Here is an 18416-nt window from a genome sequence, read left to right as displayed (position 1 = left end):
GGTCGTGAAGTTGGCAATCCTATTCTGAATTAAAGGTTTTCAGATGAATATGTGGAATGAATAAAAGACAGAATCATTATGCGAGGGAGGGACATCATGATGAGAACCGTATGTGTAACGGGAGCTGCTCGGGGATTGGGATTGGCTTTGACGGCACAGATGCTGAAGAGAGGGTATCTCGTGTATGCGGCCGGTCTGGACGTGGAAGATTCCGAGGGGATTCGTATGCTTGCAGAAGGATATCCTGACCATCTGCGCGCCATCGAACTGGATATCGCGGACGACCTGTCGGTAGCTCTGTTCACGGAGACATTGAAGCTGGATACGAATCATCTGGATATGCTGATCAATAATGCGGCTATACTAGGAAGTATTACGGATCATATCCGCGGGCCGTTGAATATGGCGGAGATGGCTGAAGTATTTAATGTGAACACCTTAGGCACACTGCGTGTGACTCATTCCCTGTTGCCCCTCCTTCTTCAAGGACAGGTCAAGCTGATTGTTGATATCTCTTCCGAGGCTGGAAGTATAGAACAATGCAGTCGGGATGGGTGGTATGCCTATTGTATGTCCAAAGCTGCTTTGAACATGCAGGCCCGTCTTGTGCACAATGGTCTGAAGGATGAAGGCGGACAAGTGATGCTTGTGCATCCCGGTTGGGTACAGAGTTATATGAGGGGCGAATTGGATGTTGCTGCGGATCTCACGCCCGAGCAATCTGCACAGCATATCGCAGTACTTATCGACCGCCATGAACAGTTTAAAGGAGATCAGCCCGCATATGTGGACTACAAGGGAGAGAAGCTCCCCTGGTAGTTGGTTTTATACAGTGAGGTGAACAAGAAAGGAGATTAATTGAATGGATCATCGTAAAAAAGCATTACTACTTGGCGATTATACACATCCGGATTGGCACCCGCTTCAGGGGGTGGATGCGGAGATAAGCCGAATTTTCCATGATACTATGACTGTGCAGTGCAGTGAGAATCGGAATATGCTGCTGCAAGAAAATATAACCGGGTTTGATGTATGTATCTCATACATGGACGATTGGAAGGGTAAAGTCTCTCCACAGCAGACAGCAGGTTTGTTGTCCTATGTAAGTAATGGGGGGGGACTGGTCATTATACATAACGGCATTTCGCTCCAAAATCGTTATGAGCTCAAACAGATGATCGGTGCCAAGTTCCTGCATCATCCGGCGTATACACCGCTTGAATTCACTGTAACGGCGGAAAGCCATCCCGTGACGGAGGGCATCTCGAATTTCACAATGGAAGAAGAGCCTTATCAGTTCGAATTTGGTTCTTTTGCCGAAACGAAAATATTGCTTGAATATCAATCCGAAGAAGGACCAAAGCCTGCGGTTTGGGCTCATCGATATGGTGTTGGGCGTATTGTTTATCTGATGCCGGGTCACCATGTGCCGTCTTTTGCACACGAAACGTACCGGAAGTTACTTCTGCAAGCAGGCAAATGGGCTGCGCGTTACGTCTGATCGGACTGACATTTTTGCATGCAGAGTATAAGGGGTATAATATAGAGATCAACGAAGAGGAGGATGACAAAAATGAGCGATTTGTTCAAAAAGGCGATCTCGTTAGGGCTTGGTCTTACTGTCGTAAGCAAAGAAAAAATTGAGAAAACCGTGGATGATTTGGTCAAGCGCGGGGAACTTGCGCCCGGTGAATCCAAAGCTTTGGTTGAACGTCTACTGGAACGGGGCGATGAAGAGCAAGGCCAGTTCAAGAGAGTGATTCAAGAACAGGTCAAGCGTGTGCTTCAGGAAGCTGGTGTGGCATCCGAAAGTGATGTAACCAGTCTGGAACAGCGCGTTGCCGTTCTGGAGAAAAAACTTGCCGAACTGGGCCACTCACCACAGCTTCAACCTGATGAATCCCCAGCTCCACTTGAAGTTCCTCCTCCTCTCAAAGGAAACGAGATCGAGTAGATGGCAGTGCGAATCAAACATGTCGGCAGATACCGTGAAATTGCCATGGCGCTAGTGCGTCATGGCTTCGGTTATATGGTCGAGGAGCTGGGTTTGTTCCAGTTGCTGGCTCTGCCCAGACGGTGGATGTCGCGTGAAGCACACACCACCAAAACGCTGAGTGAACGTATTAGGCTTGTGCTGCAGGAGCTGGGGCCAGCTTTCGTTAAGCTGGGGCAACTCGCAAGCACAAGGGCAGATCTGTTGCCTGAGTCTGTCATTCGTGAGCTGGTGAAGTTACAGGATCAGGTCCCGCCGTTCTCTTCCGAGACGGCACGGGGTATTTTGGAACAGGAATTGGATACACCGCTGGAGGAGATCTTTTCCCGGTTCGAGGATACCCCTGTAGCTGCGGCCAGCATTGGACAGGTGCATCTGGGCAAACTTCAAAGCGGTGAATTGGTAGCCATCAAGATTCAGCGGCCGGGCATATCGCGTATTGTGCAACGTGACCTGGATATTTTGCGTGAGCTGACAGCCATGGCGGAGAAGCGCTGGGACTGGGTGAAGCAATATCAGATTCCGCAAATGGTCGAAGAATATGCTCAGGCGTTGATGGCCGAGCTGGATTATACAGTCGAAGGCCGCAATACGGAAAAGATTGCACAGCAGTACCAACAGGACAACAAGGTGAAAATCCCGACAATCTACTGGGATCAGACTTCGTCCCGTGTGCTTACTATGGAGTATATCGAAGGTATCAAGCTCAATGATCGTGAAGAACTGGTCAGACGTGGTCATGATCTGAATAACATTGCCGAGCGGTTGGTGGATTCATTATTGAATCAGATCTTTATTCAGGGATTCTTTCACGCTGACCCACATCCGGGCAACCTGATGGTATTAAAGGATGGACGTCTTGCTTTTATAGACTTCGGTATGGTGGGCAGTCTGAGTGATGAGATGAAACAACAGCTCGCTTCGCTTATTATTGGGTTAATGCGCAAAGATACCGACAGTATGATCCGGGCGATTGAGAAACTCGGCATGATGCCAGATGACATGGACCTGCGTGGTCTTCATGTGGATTTGGACAAGTTGCGTAGCAAATATTACGATATTCCCTTTTCCAAGATTAGTGTGGGTCAGGCATTGAATGATTTATTCGGCGTAGCCCAGAGGCACCGAGTTGTGATGCCTGCCGATATTCTGCTGCTCGGTAAATCGTTGCTGACAATGGAAGGTGTCATCGAACATCTCGATCCTTCCCTAAGCATCGTAGATATGGCCGAGCCCTTTGGCCGGAAGCTGATCAAGGAACGTTTTAGCGCCGGAAGAATCAAGAATCGGTTGTTCCGTAGTGCAGCTGATATGGCTGAGAGTGTCATTGGGTTGCCAGGGCAATTAAGGCAGTTATCATCCATTATTAGCAAAGGCAAGCTGAGGCTGGAGATCAGTGTTCCTGAACTGGATGCACTCATGCGTCGAATGGACCAGATCAGCAATCGGCTGTCTTTCAGTATTGTGTTACTCGCTTTTTGTATCATCATGGTTGGTTTGATTATCGGTTCGTCGATCAGTCATCAATCCACGATGCTGTGGGATATTCCGGTCATTGAGATTGGTTTCCTGGTGGCGATTCTGATGGTGGCTTTCCTGCTCTATTCGATATTCAAATCAGGAAGATTCTAGCAATAGCATGACATTAAAAGAAAACCCGTAAAGAGACTTTTGCCAAAGGATCTTTGCGGGTTATTTTTGTGAATAGAGAATTGGTGAGTAAATTATAGAAAGATTAAGATAATAGAAGAAAAGGTTCTATTTTTTCGCCATAACTGTATTAGTACATATCCAGTCCTGTGACTATAATAATAGGTCAGTACATTAACGGACCCGGTTTTTCTGAGAGGGGAAAACCTATTGGCATCAGGATCAGCTCCTGATGTCGCAGGAGTAAGACAACTGAAGGCAGTAACGTAACACCAGCGGTACACACTGGAACGGAAAAGACATGAGTGCATTAACCCGTCAAGATTACACAGATGGATAATGATGCAGCTCAGGCAAGAGCATATGAATGATGCGGAGAGGAATCCGTTGTTTTGTGCTGTCCTGGGTAGTTGGTTAGTGTGAACGGCTTCCGTTACTCTTCAGTAAGATTGTCCATTATAAGGAATACACGTAGGAGGAACGGCAAGAACATATGAATACTTTAAAACAACAATGGTTTGGCAACATTCGCGGAGACGTGCTGGCAGGCATTACGGTAGCGCTGGCGTTAATTCCGGAAGCCATTGCATTCTCCATCATTGCAGGTGTTGATCCAATGGTCGGATTATACGCTTCGATTACGATTGCGATTGTGATCTCGATTGCTGGTGGAAGACCAGGCATGATCTCGGCGGCAACAGGTGCCATGGCGGTACTGATGGTTGGACTCGTCAAGGATTATGGCGTGGAATATCTTTTTGCGGCGACGATTTTGACGGGCATTATCCAGTTTCTACTGGGCATATTTAAGGTTGGACGGTTTATTACGTTTGTGCCTCATTCGGTACTGACTGGATTCGTGAATGCACTGGCTATATTGATCTTTATGGCACAGTTAACCCACTTCACGGGAGCGAACTGGATCATGTATGCAATGGTAGCGGGCACGCTGGCGATCGTTTATATTTTGCCACGGTTTTTCAAAGGCGTTCCAGCTCCACTGATTGCGATTATCGTGATGACGATTATTACCTTGGTGTTTCATCTCGACGTAAGAACAGTCGGCGACATGGGGAATATAACGAGCACTCTGCCGATGTTCCACTTGCCAAATATTGCGTGGACTTGGGACACGCTGATGATTCTGCTACCTTATTCATTCACCATGGCACTGGTTGGTTTGCTGGAATCCTTGCTGACCGCAACCATCGTGGATGAGATGACCGAGACCAAGAGCAGCAAGAACCGTGAAGTGCGTGGTCAGGGTATCGCGAATTTTGTGAACGGTTTGTTTGGCGGCATGGGCGGCTGTGCAATGATTGGGCAGTCGGTCATTAATGTGAAGTCTGGCGGACGTGGAAGATTGTCTACGTTTACTGCGGGTGCGTTTCTCGCGATCCTGTTGCTGCTGTTTAGCGGTGTGGTGAAACAGGTACCGATGGGGGCGCTCGTCGGTGTAATGTTTATGGTGTGTATCGGAACATTCGACTGGAGTTCTATCAAAAATATTGCTCGCGTGCCGCGCGCGGAAGCCTTTGTCATGATCGTGACGGTAGCGATTGTGGTCTATACCCACGATCTGTCGATCGGGGTCATGGTCGGCGTTGTGCTCAGTGTGCTGCATTTTGGCTGGAAACAGACCAAGATTCGTGTACAGGCGAGCCAAGCGCAAGGGCAGAAAGTTTATTGGGTTCACGGACCGTTCTTCTTCGGTTCTTCGTCCCGATTCGTGGATGAGTTCGATGCAGAGGCCGATCCGAAGGAGATCACGATTGATTTCGGAGGTTCACATATCTGGGATAACACTGCGGTTGTGGCTATCGGCAAAGTGAAGTTCAAATACGCGAAGCTTGGCAAAACCGTGCACCTGCGCGGGTTAAACGAAGAGAGCACTCGCATTCTTGAACGGAGTGGATTTGCTACAGCTGGAGGGCACGGTTCGTAACTTGGTTGCAACGAAGGTTGTTGTCCAAAGGTGCATTGTCTGAACGTAGTTACGCAGACAAGGTGAAAAATGAACGGTTTAGTAAATCTGGAATTAAGGATCTAAACAAGCATTGAAGTTATGAAGGGCTACTGTCCTAAAGTAGTGTTGAGCAGACATGCGACAGCCCTATGTAGTAGATAACATAAAAAGATACTTTTTATCAGCGGCGCACTTTTTCCTAAAATAAATTGGGGAGAGGGCGTCGTTGTTTTTATTAGAGTGTGTGGTGTGTACAGTGAAGAAGAGAACAGAAAAAGAACGAAGAAGAAGAAGTAGTAGTTCTAATGGTGGTAGTGGTAGTAGAAGTAGAAGTAGAAGTTGTAGTTGTAGTAGCAGTTGTAGTAATAGTTCTAGTAGAAGTATAGGTAGTGCTGGTTGTTGTTCCTAGTTCTAGTATTTGTAGTTGGTGTTCTGGTTCTAGTAAATGTTGTTATTGCTGTAGCTGATGTTACTGTGTTAATGCTTGTGTCCTTCCCTATGTGTAAATTCTAACGAACCTGGCACGTCTTATATGGGGTTATTTCATGTTTTCGTTATTTTAACGAATCTTAGACATCTTATTTTGCTGATTCCACATATACTGATGCCGTTTCGCAGGTATTTTCGAGTAATAAGGTGACTGGAGTTCGTTAGAAAATCCAAACGGCTTTAATTGGCGTAATAGGGTGTCCTGGATTCGTTAGAATTAGTGGTAAGTGGGGGGTTCAGCGTGAGAGCTATTTTCGAACCGCGAGAAATCTTGAATCTTGATCTCAATGTACAGAGCTATGTAAGGTACCTTTCAATTCCTGAAACTTTTGCGAAATAGCTTCCTTTTGATCTGTTTCAGGATGATCTTCACAACAATTTATAGAATTATAGCAGTTATCTCAATCTCAACAATATTACTAAACGATCTTGGGTTATGAACATCACGATCCATTACATCCTTCTCAAAAAGTACCATTAGACAATATACCCCGCTATGCCCTCCGCCTGAACATGTGCAGTTCAATCCTCAACCAATACACAGAGTCAAAGTCATAGTTCGAGCTAACAACTTAGCTTGTTCCACTCATCATCATTCTCAGAGGTGGTTCTGGAGTTACTCTCAAAAACCAACCTCAAACTCACTTGGTCGATACAAGTTACGCTGATCTTGGAATTCTGTGCTACAAGTTAGGGGTGTAACGCTGTATCCCCTTTTGTTTTGCTTGACTAACGTGTAAACTACAGGGTATGGAGAAGAAGAGCAACGAGTGGATTGCTTTTTAAAAAATTCATTTCATAATCATGATTGAACTAAGGAAAACTAGTCTTGATGGCAGATACTGATACAGAAGTCATTATGAAATGGACTTATCTAAATGAATATACAGAGGTGTAACGATTGGCAAACTTTGAACAACTGGGCATTCGCCCGGAATGGTGCGAGATCCTGAAACATCAGGGCATCGCCGTGCCGACTCCGGTACAGGAGCGTTCGATTCCGGTACTGCTGGGTGGACGCGATATTATCGCCGAGGCACAGACAGGAACAGGGAAAACGCTGGCATTTTTGCTGCCGATTATTCAGAAAATTAACGTATCCGACCGTTCTCCGCAAGCGCTGATTATCGCGCCTACGCGTGAGCTTGCGCTGCAAATTACGGAAGAAGCGAAGAAGCTTACTGCTAACGACGATAAACTGCACGTGCTTGCCGTATACGGTGGGCAGGATGTGGACAAACAACTGCGTAAATTGCAGAACGGTACCCAGATCGTTATTGGTACACCGGGTCGTCTGCTGGATCACCTGCGCCGTGGCACGTTGAAGCTGGATAATGTGAAAAAACTGGTGCTGGATGAAGCCGACCAAATGTTGCACATGGGCTTCCTGGACGATGTGGAGACGATTCTTAGCGAGCTACCACATAAACGTCAGACCATGCTGTTCTCAGCAACGATGCCTAAGGGCATTCGCAACCTGGCGAAGACCTACATGAAAGATCCGGAAGATGTAAAAGTATCTTCCCAATCTGTTATCCCGATCAAACAAATTCGCCAGCAAGTGCTGGAATGTACGGATCGTGGTAAATTAGAAGCGCTTCGCGGCATGATTGATACGTATCGCCCATACTTGGCGATTATTTTCTGTCGGACCAAACGTCGTGCATCCAAGCTGAACCAAGATCTGCGTGAAGCAGGTTATGCAAGTGATGAACTTCATGGAGATCTGTCCCAATCCAAGCGTGAGAACGTAATGAAAGCATTCCGCGATGCCAAACTGCAAGTGCTGGTTGCTACAGATGTAGCTGCACGTGGACTTGATGTTGAAGGTGTTACGCATGTATTTAACTACGATATGCCGCATGATGCGGAAAGTTATATTCACCGGATTGGTCGTACGGGCCGTGCAGGCGGTACAGGTCTTGCTGTAACGTTTGCAACAGAGCACGACAGACCGGAACTAGCACGTATTGAACAAGGGATCGACCAGAAGCTGTCCCGTATCCAGTGGACAAGCGAAGGTCCAATTGCTTCAACTGGAGCAGCTAGACGTTCCATCAACAGTCAAGGGGATGACGAACGTTCAGGCGGACGCTCTTCCGGAACTGGTAGTGCCCGTCGCGGTGCAGGCCGTAACGATCGCAGAGATGGCGGACGTGGGGGGCGTGGTTCCCGCGGTGGCGAAGGTGGCCGCAGTGAAGGCGGACGCAGTGGTGGTCGTAGCGGTGGCCGCAGCAGCGACAGCAGTCGCGGTGCAGCAGGTCAAGGTGGACGCGGTGCGGGTCGCAGTGGCGACGAGCGCAGCGCAGGTCGTGGTTCCGCGCGCAGCAGCGACAGCAGTCGCGGTGCAGCGGGCCAAGGCGGACGCGGTGCAACTAGCAGCGGCTGGGCTGGCCGTAGTGCCGACAAGCGCACCTCCGGGCGCAGCAGCGAAGGCTCTCGCCGTCCGGAATCCGCAGGACGCGGACCGGCGAAGGGCGACCGTCGCGATTCTCGTCGCGGACGGTAAAGCCTTGGCGCAAGCGGCGATGCAGCCGCAATTGCGCAGGCACCATGCCATGCCACAGGGTTTGGCATGGCACATATGAGAGGGTTCGGGTACAGATGTACCGAACCCTCAGATCAAGGGTCGCGACGGAACCACGTCGCGGCCCTTTTTCACCAGGACAGATGATCATTTCCGCTTATTCTTTTTGTCATCTGCGAGTGCCTGTTTGCGCGCCTGCTTGGTCCATGGAAGATGCCTTTTAGATATTCCCCATCTAGTTTTTCTTTTTTTCGTGTACTGCTCATAGCACTTGGCAGACTGCCATAAAATTCAAAACACCTCATCCTAGACCTAAGGATGGGGTGTTTTTGGATTAATTCTTATATCATTAGAAGCATAACCTTTGATCTGTGGTGCTGACGCGCATGCAGGGATGGATGAAATTGCATTCGTCTATATACAGGGAGTGAGTTTGCACTAAACTACGTTTTTCTTTCTCAATATATCATCCCTACAGCTGAACATCTGCGTATTGATCCCGATATTTCTCGTTATACACCCGACCTACCGACTCTGCCAATCCCCCTCGTGCCTTGCTCGGATAGCGTTCAATCGTGTGATAAAGTCTCATGAATCGATCCTTGGGCATAAAGCGGGCGTAGCGGGTAATAAGACTAGGGAATAACTCAATATATTTGCTCTTGCGCACGGCAGCAGCAGCTACGGCTGTAAGTATCTGAATTCCATTGTGGAGCTGTAAAATGTTCACTTCATAGGTCGCGATATAACGAATCGCATCTTCACGGATCAAATCCGGCTTAAGCCGAGCAATCTCACCAATATATTCAGCCAGCAGCCGCTCGAAGCTGCGTAAGAGCAAGGGCTTGAGCTGCAGATCCATATCACTGCGTAGGACAAAGGATTGTAACAGCGCAACCTGCTGCAGTCGAATCCGGTCATTGTAGACGAGTGAGCCGATCTCGCGGAGCATCTCATAGGCAAGTGCTTCATCCTGTTTTCGAGCTTCGGCGACCAGAGCCCAATTGCGGTTAATACCCTGGCGGATGAGTTCCTCATCCTGTTGTAACGTGCGCTTCAACTCGCGCTGCTGCTCTACCTCGAATGAACGTTTCTGCATGAAGATCAGTAAGGCCAGAAGCAGCAGGGAAACGCTGGCTGCCGCCATGGTCTGATCTATGGTCTCACCGAAATAGGTAGCAGCTACACCGAACAATATCGTAATGAACAAGTCGCGTGCAATCCGGCGTTTTACACGGGAAGTTGCCTTCGCTTGAACGGAATTCAAGGTACCCCGGCCACAGGCCGTGCACTCCTCTTCCCACAGGCAGGTGTACTGTCCACAACGTGAGCAGACTTGCAACTTTTCATAGGCATAGGTCGTTCGATGAAATGGTCTTATGGATACAACTAGTTTAGTACTCATGCTCAATCACGCTCACCATTCAGAATAGTGTAGAGGGTACGATCCGTGTCTTCGCGGGAGATTGGTTTCCGCCGATGAAGCTGGAGTGCAGTTACCTTTATAATGACAAAAAGAAACAATATGGCGAGGCATCCGTATGTAACCATAATCCGTTCCCTTCTATGGCTTGGTGAACAAGCGCTGTTATATTGCAGTTTGCTGGCAATAACTATATCATATTTCCATAGTTGGTACTTTTGTGCCAGTTCAAGGCATGAAATCGTCGATTTTTGTCAGTCATTACAAAACTGTAACTCAAGATAGGGGTGCTTTTCAGAATTTGTTAGTAGACTGTTAAGATTTCCTTAAGGCTTGACGCCTATAATAAACTATTCCCATTTTAATCTCAAACGTGAAGGAGTACACCCAATGCTGCGGACACGCAAAATACGCTGGCTTAGTGGAACGATGGTTCTGCTGGCAATTCTAACGCTACTGTTACCTCAAGCGTTGCTGCCACAAGCTGCAGCGGCTCAGGCACAGACAAGCGGAATCGATGCGGTACTTGTAGCCGATGTAAGTAATTCGATGAATACAAGTGACCGTGACAAGATCAGTAATGAAGCCATGAAAATGTTTATTGATATGCTGCCCGTCCAGGGGGACAAGGTAGGGATTGTCGCTTATACCGATCAGGTGGAGCGGGAAAAGGCTATGCTGGAGATTCAGTCCGATGCGGACAAGAGTAGCCTGAAAGATTTTATTGATCAGCTCGGCCGGGGGCCATATACCGATGTCTCAGTTGGTGTCGCCGAAGCCGTGAACATACTGAATCATGGTGCAGACCCATCCCACTCGCCAATGATCGTGCTGCTGGCGGATGGTAACAATGACTTTAACAAAACCAAAGGCCGTACACAGGCACAATCTGATGCTGACCTGGCAAAAGCCGTGAAGGAAGCACAGGATCAGGGTATTCCGGTGTATACGATTGGATTGAACGCCGATGGCAAGCTGAACAAGAATGCACTCGCAGACCTGGCTCAGCAGACTGGAGGTAAATCATTCATTACCGATACGCCGGATGATCTGCCACAGATTCTGAGTGAGATCTTCGCCGATCATGCCAAACTGAATGTGGTGAAGCTGCCCTCTGTAACGGGAAACGGCAGTTATCAGGAAGTTACCGTGAATGTACCGAATGACAGTGTATTGGAAGCAAACATTTCGATCATGTCTTCGAAGCCGGTGGAAGTGCAATTGACGGACCCTTCTGGACAAGCTGTAGACCTGAAATCGGACGCAGCCAAGCTCTCGACGTCGAAGAGTTATTCACTCGTGAAGCTGTTGAAACCCCAAGAAGGAGACTGGAAACTTCGGGTAAAAGGGGCTCCGAAAGACAGCATCGATATCAACCTGTTGTTCAACTATGATCTTCAGCTCGTTGTGGACCCAATTAAGACCAAGTCCTATACCAAAGGAGACAAGGTTGATCTTGCAGCCAAACTGGAGAATGGCGGTCAGCCGCTTCAGGATAATGACCTGTATAAGGATATGAAGGCCACGCTGGTTGTGAAAGATGTGGATACAGGCAAAAGTGAAGAACAACCGCTGGAAAACACAGGTTCTGGTTTTGCCGGAACGTTTGAAGTACCAGACAATCATAACTATGAATTAGTCATCCGTGCGGAAGAAGACAGCTTCTACCGTGAAAGTGAGCCAATCACGATCAACGCTAGCGGAGCAGCCGGAAGTGGATCTCAACCAACAACGTCAGGCGGTGAACAGGATAAGCCGTTTCCTTGGTTACCTGTCATCCTGGGTGTTATAGCTCTGATTGTCGTAGGTGTTGGAGCATGGTTCCTGATGGGCTGGCTGAAACGCAAAAACCGGGGATTTGTAGGCCAGATGGTTGTGGAGATTCGTGATGAGAACACAGGAGACAAGTCATATCCACAATATAAAAAGCTGGTATCCTTCCGCGGTAGATTTCATCTGCATCAGTTGTTGCAACTGGACCCTGAGCTGAAGGAAACCGAAAAATATGTATTTACGCCCAGCAATGGGGATCGAATTATAATCCGTAACACCGCAGGCGGTACGTTGGAGAAATCCGGTCGTGCAGTCGATGCAAGCTCAGGCGTTGAACTGAAGAACGGTGACCGACTGAGCATCCCGCTGCAACAGGCGGACAAAACGATTTTGATCGAGTATTTGGTGTGAAGGATTATAGCTAAATGAATGTAAGCTATATAAGTTGAACTAATCCATTTACACGAGAACGCAGAGGACAGAAAAAAGCTGGAGAAGCGAAGCGTTCGCCTAAAAGCTTTCTGAAAGAAAGCTACATCGGAAGCATACGCTATCCCCAGATTTTCACCGTTGAAAAAGAGAATCAAAAAATCTGGGGATAACAGCGATCGGAAGGTTGTTCTGTCAACGAAGTGGCAAGTGTAAATATTCTTTAGTTTAATTATATAGATTGAAGCATACGTGCGTTAATCTAAGGAGGACATGGAATGAAACCGATTGTTAGAGAACATATACAGCAACTGGATGTATCACTTGGCGGAGGTATTGTCAGTGAGAAGATCAGAGTTGATACGATTGATAATCCCATTCTGATTATTGGTTTGGGAGGAACGGGAATTGATGCGTTGCTGCGTCTCAAATATCAGATCAACCGTCGTTTCAAGCTGCCACAGGACCCGGTATCCAAGAAAAAAATGGACAAGCCGGACAATGTGGAGTTTCTGGCTTTTGAGACAAACGAACAGGATCGTGCCAAAAAGTATAAAGGAATCGGACTTGATCCGATCAATGAATTCGTATTGCTGTCCAATGCCGAGATTGGCGGACTTCTACAGAACCGGAGCGTGCTTGAACCGTATATTACGGACTGGCTGTCTCCCGAACTGAGCATTACGGACGGCATGAACGGCGCCGCAGGGGTGCGTCAGGCTGGACGTCTGCTCCTGTTCACCAAGATTAATCAGGTCGTGCAGGCCATCGACAAAAAGATCAAAACCTTATCCGTAGGCACCAACAAAAAACTGATGGTGTTCCTGCTGACAGGTCTGTCCGGCGGTACAGGCAGCGGCTGTTTCCTCGATATTTCCTATATCGTGCGCGGTATTATCGAACGGGATCACGGCTCTGCCGGGATTGACCGCGTCAATACGCTTGGATACCTGTTCACGCCAGACGTGAACCTGTCCAACAAAAGCTTAAGCGAACACACTCGCGAATACATTCGCAAGAATGGATATGCTGCGCTCAAAGAGCTGGATTATTGGATGAACGTGGATAGCCGCGGTGAGCGATTTACACAGAAGTACGGCAATATTTTAACAGTTAACTCACCACTGCCGCCATTTAACCTGTGTCATCTGATCTCTGCGACGAACACCGAAGGCAAACTGCTGGAGAACGCCTACGATTACTGCATGAACGTCACGGCCGAGAACATTACCAACTTCATGGCAAGTGAGGAGAAGCAGTCTGGTGAGGAGTTTGCGATCCATGACTATATCAGCAACATTCGCACCAACATTGCACAGATGAACAAGGTGTACCCGGCAAACTATGATTACAACATCATCGGTGCATCTTCGGCTGTCCTGCCGATCGAAGAGATGACCACATATCTGGCGTATCGCATGTTCGATAAAATGAACACCATGTTCTCCAAAGCGCCAAACCAGGAGGATACCGAGAAGTTTGCCCGCAAGCTGGGCATTGATCTCGAAAGTGTGGTCAAGTCCTTTGAAGCCCGCGTTCCTGAGCCGCTACCTGGTTATCAGAACAGCGAGCGTTTATCCTATGGCAACGTGGTGAAATCACAGGTTGTGAATATGGATACTGAACTGGAGCAGAACTTCCTGGCTCGTGCTCGTGAAGAATATATTAAAGCGAAGAAACAACTGCCTGGTGAGATTGCGGGTCAGTTCACCGAACAGATCCGGCGTATGTTTTTGCATCCCGAACAAGGTCCGTTTTATGTCTCCCGTCTGATTTATACGGAAAAAGGTTTCTGTGTACTGAAGATGATTCAGTCGTACATCGAAACCCTGCGTGAGAATGCCTTCCGCATTCCGCGTGATATTGAAGCAGCTCAGGAGCAGTCCGAAGAGAAACTGGGCGATGCGAAGAGTGCTTTTGTCTCCAAAGAGAAGAAAAAGAATGCTTATATTGAAGCAAAAATTCATGAGTACTGGCTGCACGCCGACGTGGAACGCAACGATCAGATGATCGAGTTCTATGAAGATCTGTATGAGTTGCTGAACCAGGAAAACAGCCGCATTTATAACGTATTTACCGAAACGCTGAATGCCCTTAGCTCGATATTCACGAAGAACGGTGACCTCCTGACACGTGGCGAAGAACAAGCCGATCACAAAGGCAACAAAACATATTACTGGAACGTTGTAAGTGTACCGGATATCGTCAGTGTGGTGGACGGGCTGTTGGATAAGCGTGATACAGATGATCTGATCCGTGACTTCTCTCGTGAATTGCTGGAAAACTCCAGCCAATGGGTGAAAGAAAACGAGATTGATATCGTCAGCTCCATCTCCGACTTCCTGAGTGAGAAATTCGGTGATCTGATTACCCGTTCCATGGAAGATTTCCTGGTGATCAAATACGGTCAGGATGAGTCAGTCGAGAAATTCGTGGAACGTTTCATTGCTGGCAAGTTGGATGATGAGGCTGTTCCGGTGTTCAATCTGAGCAACAGTACAGGCAGTCTGCATTTCCCTTCATGGGGATTTGTATCGGTACCGGCACAGGCGCCGGGCATTCTGAAAGGGATTCGCAATTATCAGAACAATGCGGTAGGCAAATCTCATTTTACCGTTAAGGAAAGTGAAGTGCGTAACCGGATATTCTGGCTGAACACCCGCAACGGGGTACCACTCTTTGTGTATACACCGCTCAAAGTATATGAGGAAAGTTATGAACGTACCATTTTGGACAAAGAAGGCATTGGTCGTCACTTGGTGCAAACGGAGAAAAACAACTGGACCTATCTGCCGTCTCCGATTCCGGAGAAATCATGGGGAGATGTGTACGAGAACGCCCGCGTGAAGCAGTATAACGCCCGTGTGCGTAACGAATTTGAGCAGGCGCTTGTATACAACATTTTGACAGCCAAATCCATTGATGAGAATACAAGCAATCGGTATGCGATTGTGACAACAGAAGCGTTTGATTTGTCTGCCAAACTGGGAGCTTACGACATGCGTCTCACGTCCACCACGCCGAACCTCGGCGAAGTGAAGCGGGCGGTGATCGAGCTAAAACGTCTGCAATCCGAAGGGTTGCCACGTGTGGGAGTTAAGGATATTTTCGGCAGTATTAATGAAGATATGGCCAAAGAAAACCTGGTACGCTCTCCGCAGCTGATCGCGCGCGTACGTGAGGAACTGGCGAAGATGAATGCCATCTCGGCCAAAGTCGCCGAACTCGAAGGCATTCTTGCCCAGTACCAGGACGAAGAGCAATGGTATGACCGCTTCATCGAAGCGTTATATACCGACACCATCGTCAAAAAAGGTGCGCTCTACGTCTATGACCGTGACCCGGAAGAAGACGCATGGGAGCCGTTCGCAAACTTGATGAAGAGCCGTAACTTTGCCGAGTATGAGGTGTTTGGCAACTTCCGCGGTCTGGCGGAGAAGGATCGCAGTACATTGCTGCGCAAAGCCTCCCGCCGCGATAACGATCTTACAGCTTCTGAGGATATCACCCCACTGCTGACAAAGCTGGATGATCTGGCTGCCCTGTTCATGGAATCGCGTGATCGTCTCGAATACGAGCGGGTAGAACTGGCTAACGGAGAAGACATCTATCAGTTCTACAGAACGATGTCGTCCAAGCTGAACGACATTCGCAGAAGGCTGAAGTAAGATGGCGGTCGGGATGGAGTTCAATTCGAACAATACCCTGAAGCGTGATCTGGAGAAGTATGCAGCGCAGTATGCAATAGAGCAGGAGCGTCAAGGCAGCCTGGGTGATGGACGCAGCAGTATCCATTACCCGGCGCTGTTCCTGTTTGTGGGTGATCTGGTTGCACCTGCAGTGTCTGCTGTGCAGGAGATCAATCGGCTAAAATGGGATAACGGAGACGGTGTGGTCTACGTTCAGATTGGTACAGAAGATCAGAAAGAGCATCCGGGTGAAAAGAGGAATATTGGCTCGTCCGATGATGGGCAGGTGACTTGTCACCGCTTGCCTCTGTCCGCTGGGCAGACGGAGCGACCGTCCAAAACACGGCGCAAGGATGTACACCGCAGTTTCCACGAATCGGATCAGGCGCTCTACGATCTGAATCGTACGCTTCGTCGGGTCAGTAACCGAATTGCCGAATATGGACGGTTATACTCGTCATTTGATCGGATTTACGTTACGGTGGTAACCAGAGCGGATGATCCGTTGAATGTATTGTTGCCAGAGCTCACCAAGCTGACGGAGACCATTTTGTCCCAAGCCTTCAAGTCGGTGCAGACGGATCTGCATGTATTGGTCAGCGAGATGGAACAGGTGGATTCCTTCGGGTATGCCAGCGCAGCAGGCCTCGCTTTTCTGCGGGAACTGGATTATATGCAGTCGCTGGACTACACGTTCAGCGGTAAACTGCTGGTGACGGAGGATGGGATCTCCATTCCGGTTACACATCCCGCGTCACCGTTGTTTGATCTGGTATATCTGTTGTCCGACAAAAATGAGCGTGGAACCGGCGTTCCCGGTGGCTGGATCGAAAATGCCGAGATCATCTGCCGCATCTGCCTGCTGAAGAACAGGAAGCAGGATGTGGATCACTCGGGTAGCGTTTCAAGCACGGGAGCGAACACGTACAACAATACATCTTTTAAAAACAATATTCGTACTACCTCTGATCAGCATGGTTATGCCAGCGCGGGTTTTGCCGAGATCAGGCGGCCAAACAAGCCGATTGCATTGGCGGTGTTATATCACATGTATCGGTATCTGCTTGCACGCATGCGGCAGGAGCCGGATTGGAGCATCAAGGACAAGCTCGCTTTCTTTGGACTGGACGCAGCCTCGGTGGAACGCAAAGTCGAAGGCCTGCTGCCCGATGAAGATCTGGTTAGTGGCATGAGTGGCATCATGACGCATAACGTCAGTTTCTCTGATCTGAAGCCGCTCTCCCTACGTGAAGCGGAGAGAGCGTTGTTTGGACAAGGAGCTGAAGCGTACTTCCGCGATAACGTTGTCCGTCTTGTCGAAGAGCGTGTGCGCGAGCGCAGCTCTAGCGGTTCCCTGCGCCGTCATGCTGAACATTCCCGCGCGGAGCATCCAGAGGTTGGTTACTTCCAGTGGGCGGCCTGGAGTGACAGTGAGCTTGGCAGTGTGCGTGAAGCGCTGCTCGGATTGATTCGGGATAAATCGATGCAGCTTGAATCGGCACGTGCTCTGCTGGAGCAACGTCAGCAAGAGCGAGTGGAAGATCAGTCGTTCAAACGAGCGTTGTTCCGTGATAAACAGAATGTGCGCAATCTGATTGACTGCATGCTGGAGCGAGTGTATGTACCAAAGGTAGAATTACTGCGACTGGAAAATGAATTACATCTGCTGCGTATCTACGATACGGAGATGGAAGAACTTCACCGTTTTAGTCGCCACGTCACAGCAGCACTTGAAGCGCTGGAACGCACACTGCGAGAGACAGCTGCCCAAAGTATCGCTGCTGCCGATGAATACATCGGCCAGAACGTGATGGAGTACTACGGCAAAGTGACGGAAGAGCTAATCATCGACCTGGAAGCCAAACGCGGACGGGATGTATGGTTTGAGGACCGTTACATGGGAGACATGAACCGGCTTGCCACAGAAGGCGATGACCGTCTGTTGAAACGACTGATGGAGGTATGTCACTCGTTGCTGCTTACGGCCGAGCCATTGCGATTGCCATTTGAAGAAGAACTGTTGCAGCGGGCGAATGTCACGATTGCCTACGGAGATAAAGATGTATTAACCCGCGATGATCTGTTCCGCAGGTTGTACCACACGCTGGAGGATCAGGCGGTTGTTCGGGTCCGGGTATTCGATTATACGCAGGAACATCGATATGAAGAGAAGTATTTCTTTGGTGACCATCATAGTTCTTTCATGGACTACGCGGCACATGCCGAAGAGACGTCACGTATCTACAAGTTGGGTGTGGTGTACGAAGAACGAAGTAGTGGCGTGGAGAAGCTGAATCTGATGGGCGGTTTCCATCTGGAGGATCTCATGGTGTATCGGAACGGCAAGGTATATTATGACTCGTACACGGAGAATGGCTATGAACTTCACCCCGCTGGTCTGGTGGAAAAGTTGTCACCCATTCGTTAAGACGCCGGCGGTGTCTTGACACCCAGCACCAATCTTGTATTAACTCAGC

General features: G+C 48.7%; 11 protein-coding genes. 9 read left to right on the top strand and 2 right to left on the bottom strand.

Annotation, left to right across the window (positions count from 1 at the left end; all coding sequences use genetic code 11):
- The first annotated feature begins 96 nt into the window (after positions 1-96).
- From V6668_RS28085 to V6668_RS28060, 6 genes are all read left to right on the top strand, one after another.
- Complete coding sequence (locus V6668_RS28085; RefSeq protein ID WP_235193706.1) at positions 97-819, top strand: SDR family oxidoreductase; 723 nt, start codon at positions 97-99, stop codon at positions 817-819.
- A gap of 43 nt (positions 820-862) precedes the next feature.
- Positions 863-1501 (top strand): ThuA domain-containing protein, encoded by a 639-nt coding sequence (locus tag V6668_RS28080; RefSeq protein WP_036612782.1) that lies wholly within the window; start codon positions 863-865, stop codon positions 1499-1501.
- A gap of 72 nt (positions 1502-1573) precedes the next feature.
- A complete protein-coding gene (locus tag V6668_RS28075) occupies positions 1574-1954 on the top strand; it encodes a phasin family protein (protein ID WP_036612779.1) in 381 nt (126 codons plus the stop codon).
- Positions 1955-3625 carry an ABC1 kinase family protein gene (locus V6668_RS28070; RefSeq protein ID WP_076319280.1) on the top strand — a complete coding sequence of 557 codons (1671 nt, stop codon included), beginning with the start codon at positions 1955-1957 and terminating at the stop codon, positions 3623-3625.
- A 511-nt stretch (positions 3626-4136) separates the two neighbouring features.
- Positions 4137-5588, top strand: a complete 1452-nt coding sequence (locus V6668_RS28065; RefSeq protein ID WP_338707221.1) for a SulP family inorganic anion transporter — start codon at positions 4137-4139, stop codon at positions 5586-5588.
- Between the two features lie 1411 nt (positions 5589-6999).
- The gene (locus tag V6668_RS28060; RefSeq protein WP_338707220.1) at positions 7000-8607 is read left to right on the top strand and encodes a DEAD/DEAH box helicase; all 1608 of its coding nucleotides are present in this window, start codon (positions 7000-7002) and stop codon (positions 8605-8607) included.
- Positions 8608-9097: 490 nt separating this feature from the next.
- On the opposite strand, the gene V6668_RS28055 is transcribed toward V6668_RS28060, so the two are convergent.
- Entirely contained in the window at positions 9098-10030 is a 933-nt protein-coding gene (locus V6668_RS28055; protein WP_036612767.1) for a hypothetical protein, read from the bottom strand.
- A 2-nt stretch (positions 10031-10032) separates the two neighbouring features.
- Positions 10033-10176, bottom strand: a complete 144-nt coding sequence (locus V6668_RS28050) for a hypothetical protein (protein ID WP_179086527.1) — start codon at positions 10174-10176, stop codon at positions 10033-10035.
- Positions 10177-10438: 262 nt separating this feature from the next.
- Between V6668_RS28050 and V6668_RS28045 the strand changes: the two genes are divergently transcribed.
- From V6668_RS28045 to V6668_RS28035, 3 genes are all read left to right on the top strand, one after another.
- Positions 10439-12232: a vWA domain-containing protein gene (locus V6668_RS28045; RefSeq protein ID WP_076328712.1), complete on the top strand. Its 1794-nt coding sequence runs from the start codon at positions 10439-10441 to the stop codon at positions 12230-12232.
- Positions 12233-12528: 296 nt separating this feature from the next.
- Positions 12529-15918, top strand: coding sequence for a tubulin-like doman-containing protein (locus V6668_RS28040; protein ID WP_036667823.1), 3390 nt, complete (start codon positions 12529-12531; stop codon positions 15916-15918).
- Position 15919: 1 nt separating this feature from the next.
- Positions 15920-18367 carry a transcription initiation factor TFIID gene (locus V6668_RS28035; protein ID WP_338707219.1) on the top strand — a complete coding sequence of 816 codons (2448 nt, stop codon included), beginning with the start codon at positions 15920-15922 and terminating at the stop codon, positions 18365-18367.
- Positions 18368-18416: the final 49 nt, after the last annotated feature.

The organism is Paenibacillus amylolyticus (genome assembly GCF_036894225.1).
GTDB lineage: Bacteria > Bacillota > Bacilli > Paenibacillales > Paenibacillaceae > Paenibacillus > Paenibacillus amylolyticus.
Note: the sequence above shows the minus strand (reverse complement) of the source record. Positions and strands in the feature narration are given on the sequence as shown.

Excerpts from the sequence above, each read along its gene's own strand:
- V6668_RS28085 (WP_235193706.1), top strand. The coding sequence starts at position 97 with ATGATGAGAACCGTATGTGTAACGGGAGCTGCTCGGGGATTGGGATTG.
- V6668_RS28080 (WP_036612782.1), top strand. The coding sequence starts at position 863 with ATGGATCATCGTAAAAAAGCATTACTACTTGGCGATTATACACATCCG.
- V6668_RS28075 (WP_036612779.1), top strand. The coding sequence starts at position 1,574 with ATGAGCGATTTGTTCAAAAAGGCGATCTCGTTAGGGCTTGGTCTTACT.
- V6668_RS28070 (WP_076319280.1), top strand. The coding sequence starts at position 1,955 with ATGGCAGTGCGAATCAAACATGTCGGCAGATACCGTGAAATTGCCATG.
- V6668_RS28065 (WP_338707221.1), top strand. The coding sequence starts at position 4,137 with ATGAATACTTTAAAACAACAATGGTTTGGCAACATTCGCGGAGACGTG.
- V6668_RS28055 (WP_036612767.1), bottom strand. The coding sequence starts at position 10,030 with ATGAGTACTAAACTAGTTGTATCCATAAGACCATTTCATCGAACGACC.
- V6668_RS28050 (WP_179086527.1), bottom strand. The coding sequence starts at position 10,176 with ATGGTTACATACGGATGCCTCGCCATATTGTTTCTTTTTGTCATTATA.
- V6668_RS28045 (WP_076328712.1), top strand. The coding sequence starts at position 10,439 with ATGCTGCGGACACGCAAAATACGCTGGCTTAGTGGAACGATGGTTCTG.
- V6668_RS28040 (WP_036667823.1), top strand. The coding sequence starts at position 12,529 with ATGAAACCGATTGTTAGAGAACATATACAGCAACTGGATGTATCACTT.
- V6668_RS28035 (WP_338707219.1), top strand. The coding sequence starts at position 15,920 with ATGGCGGTCGGGATGGAGTTCAATTCGAACAATACCCTGAAGCGTGAT.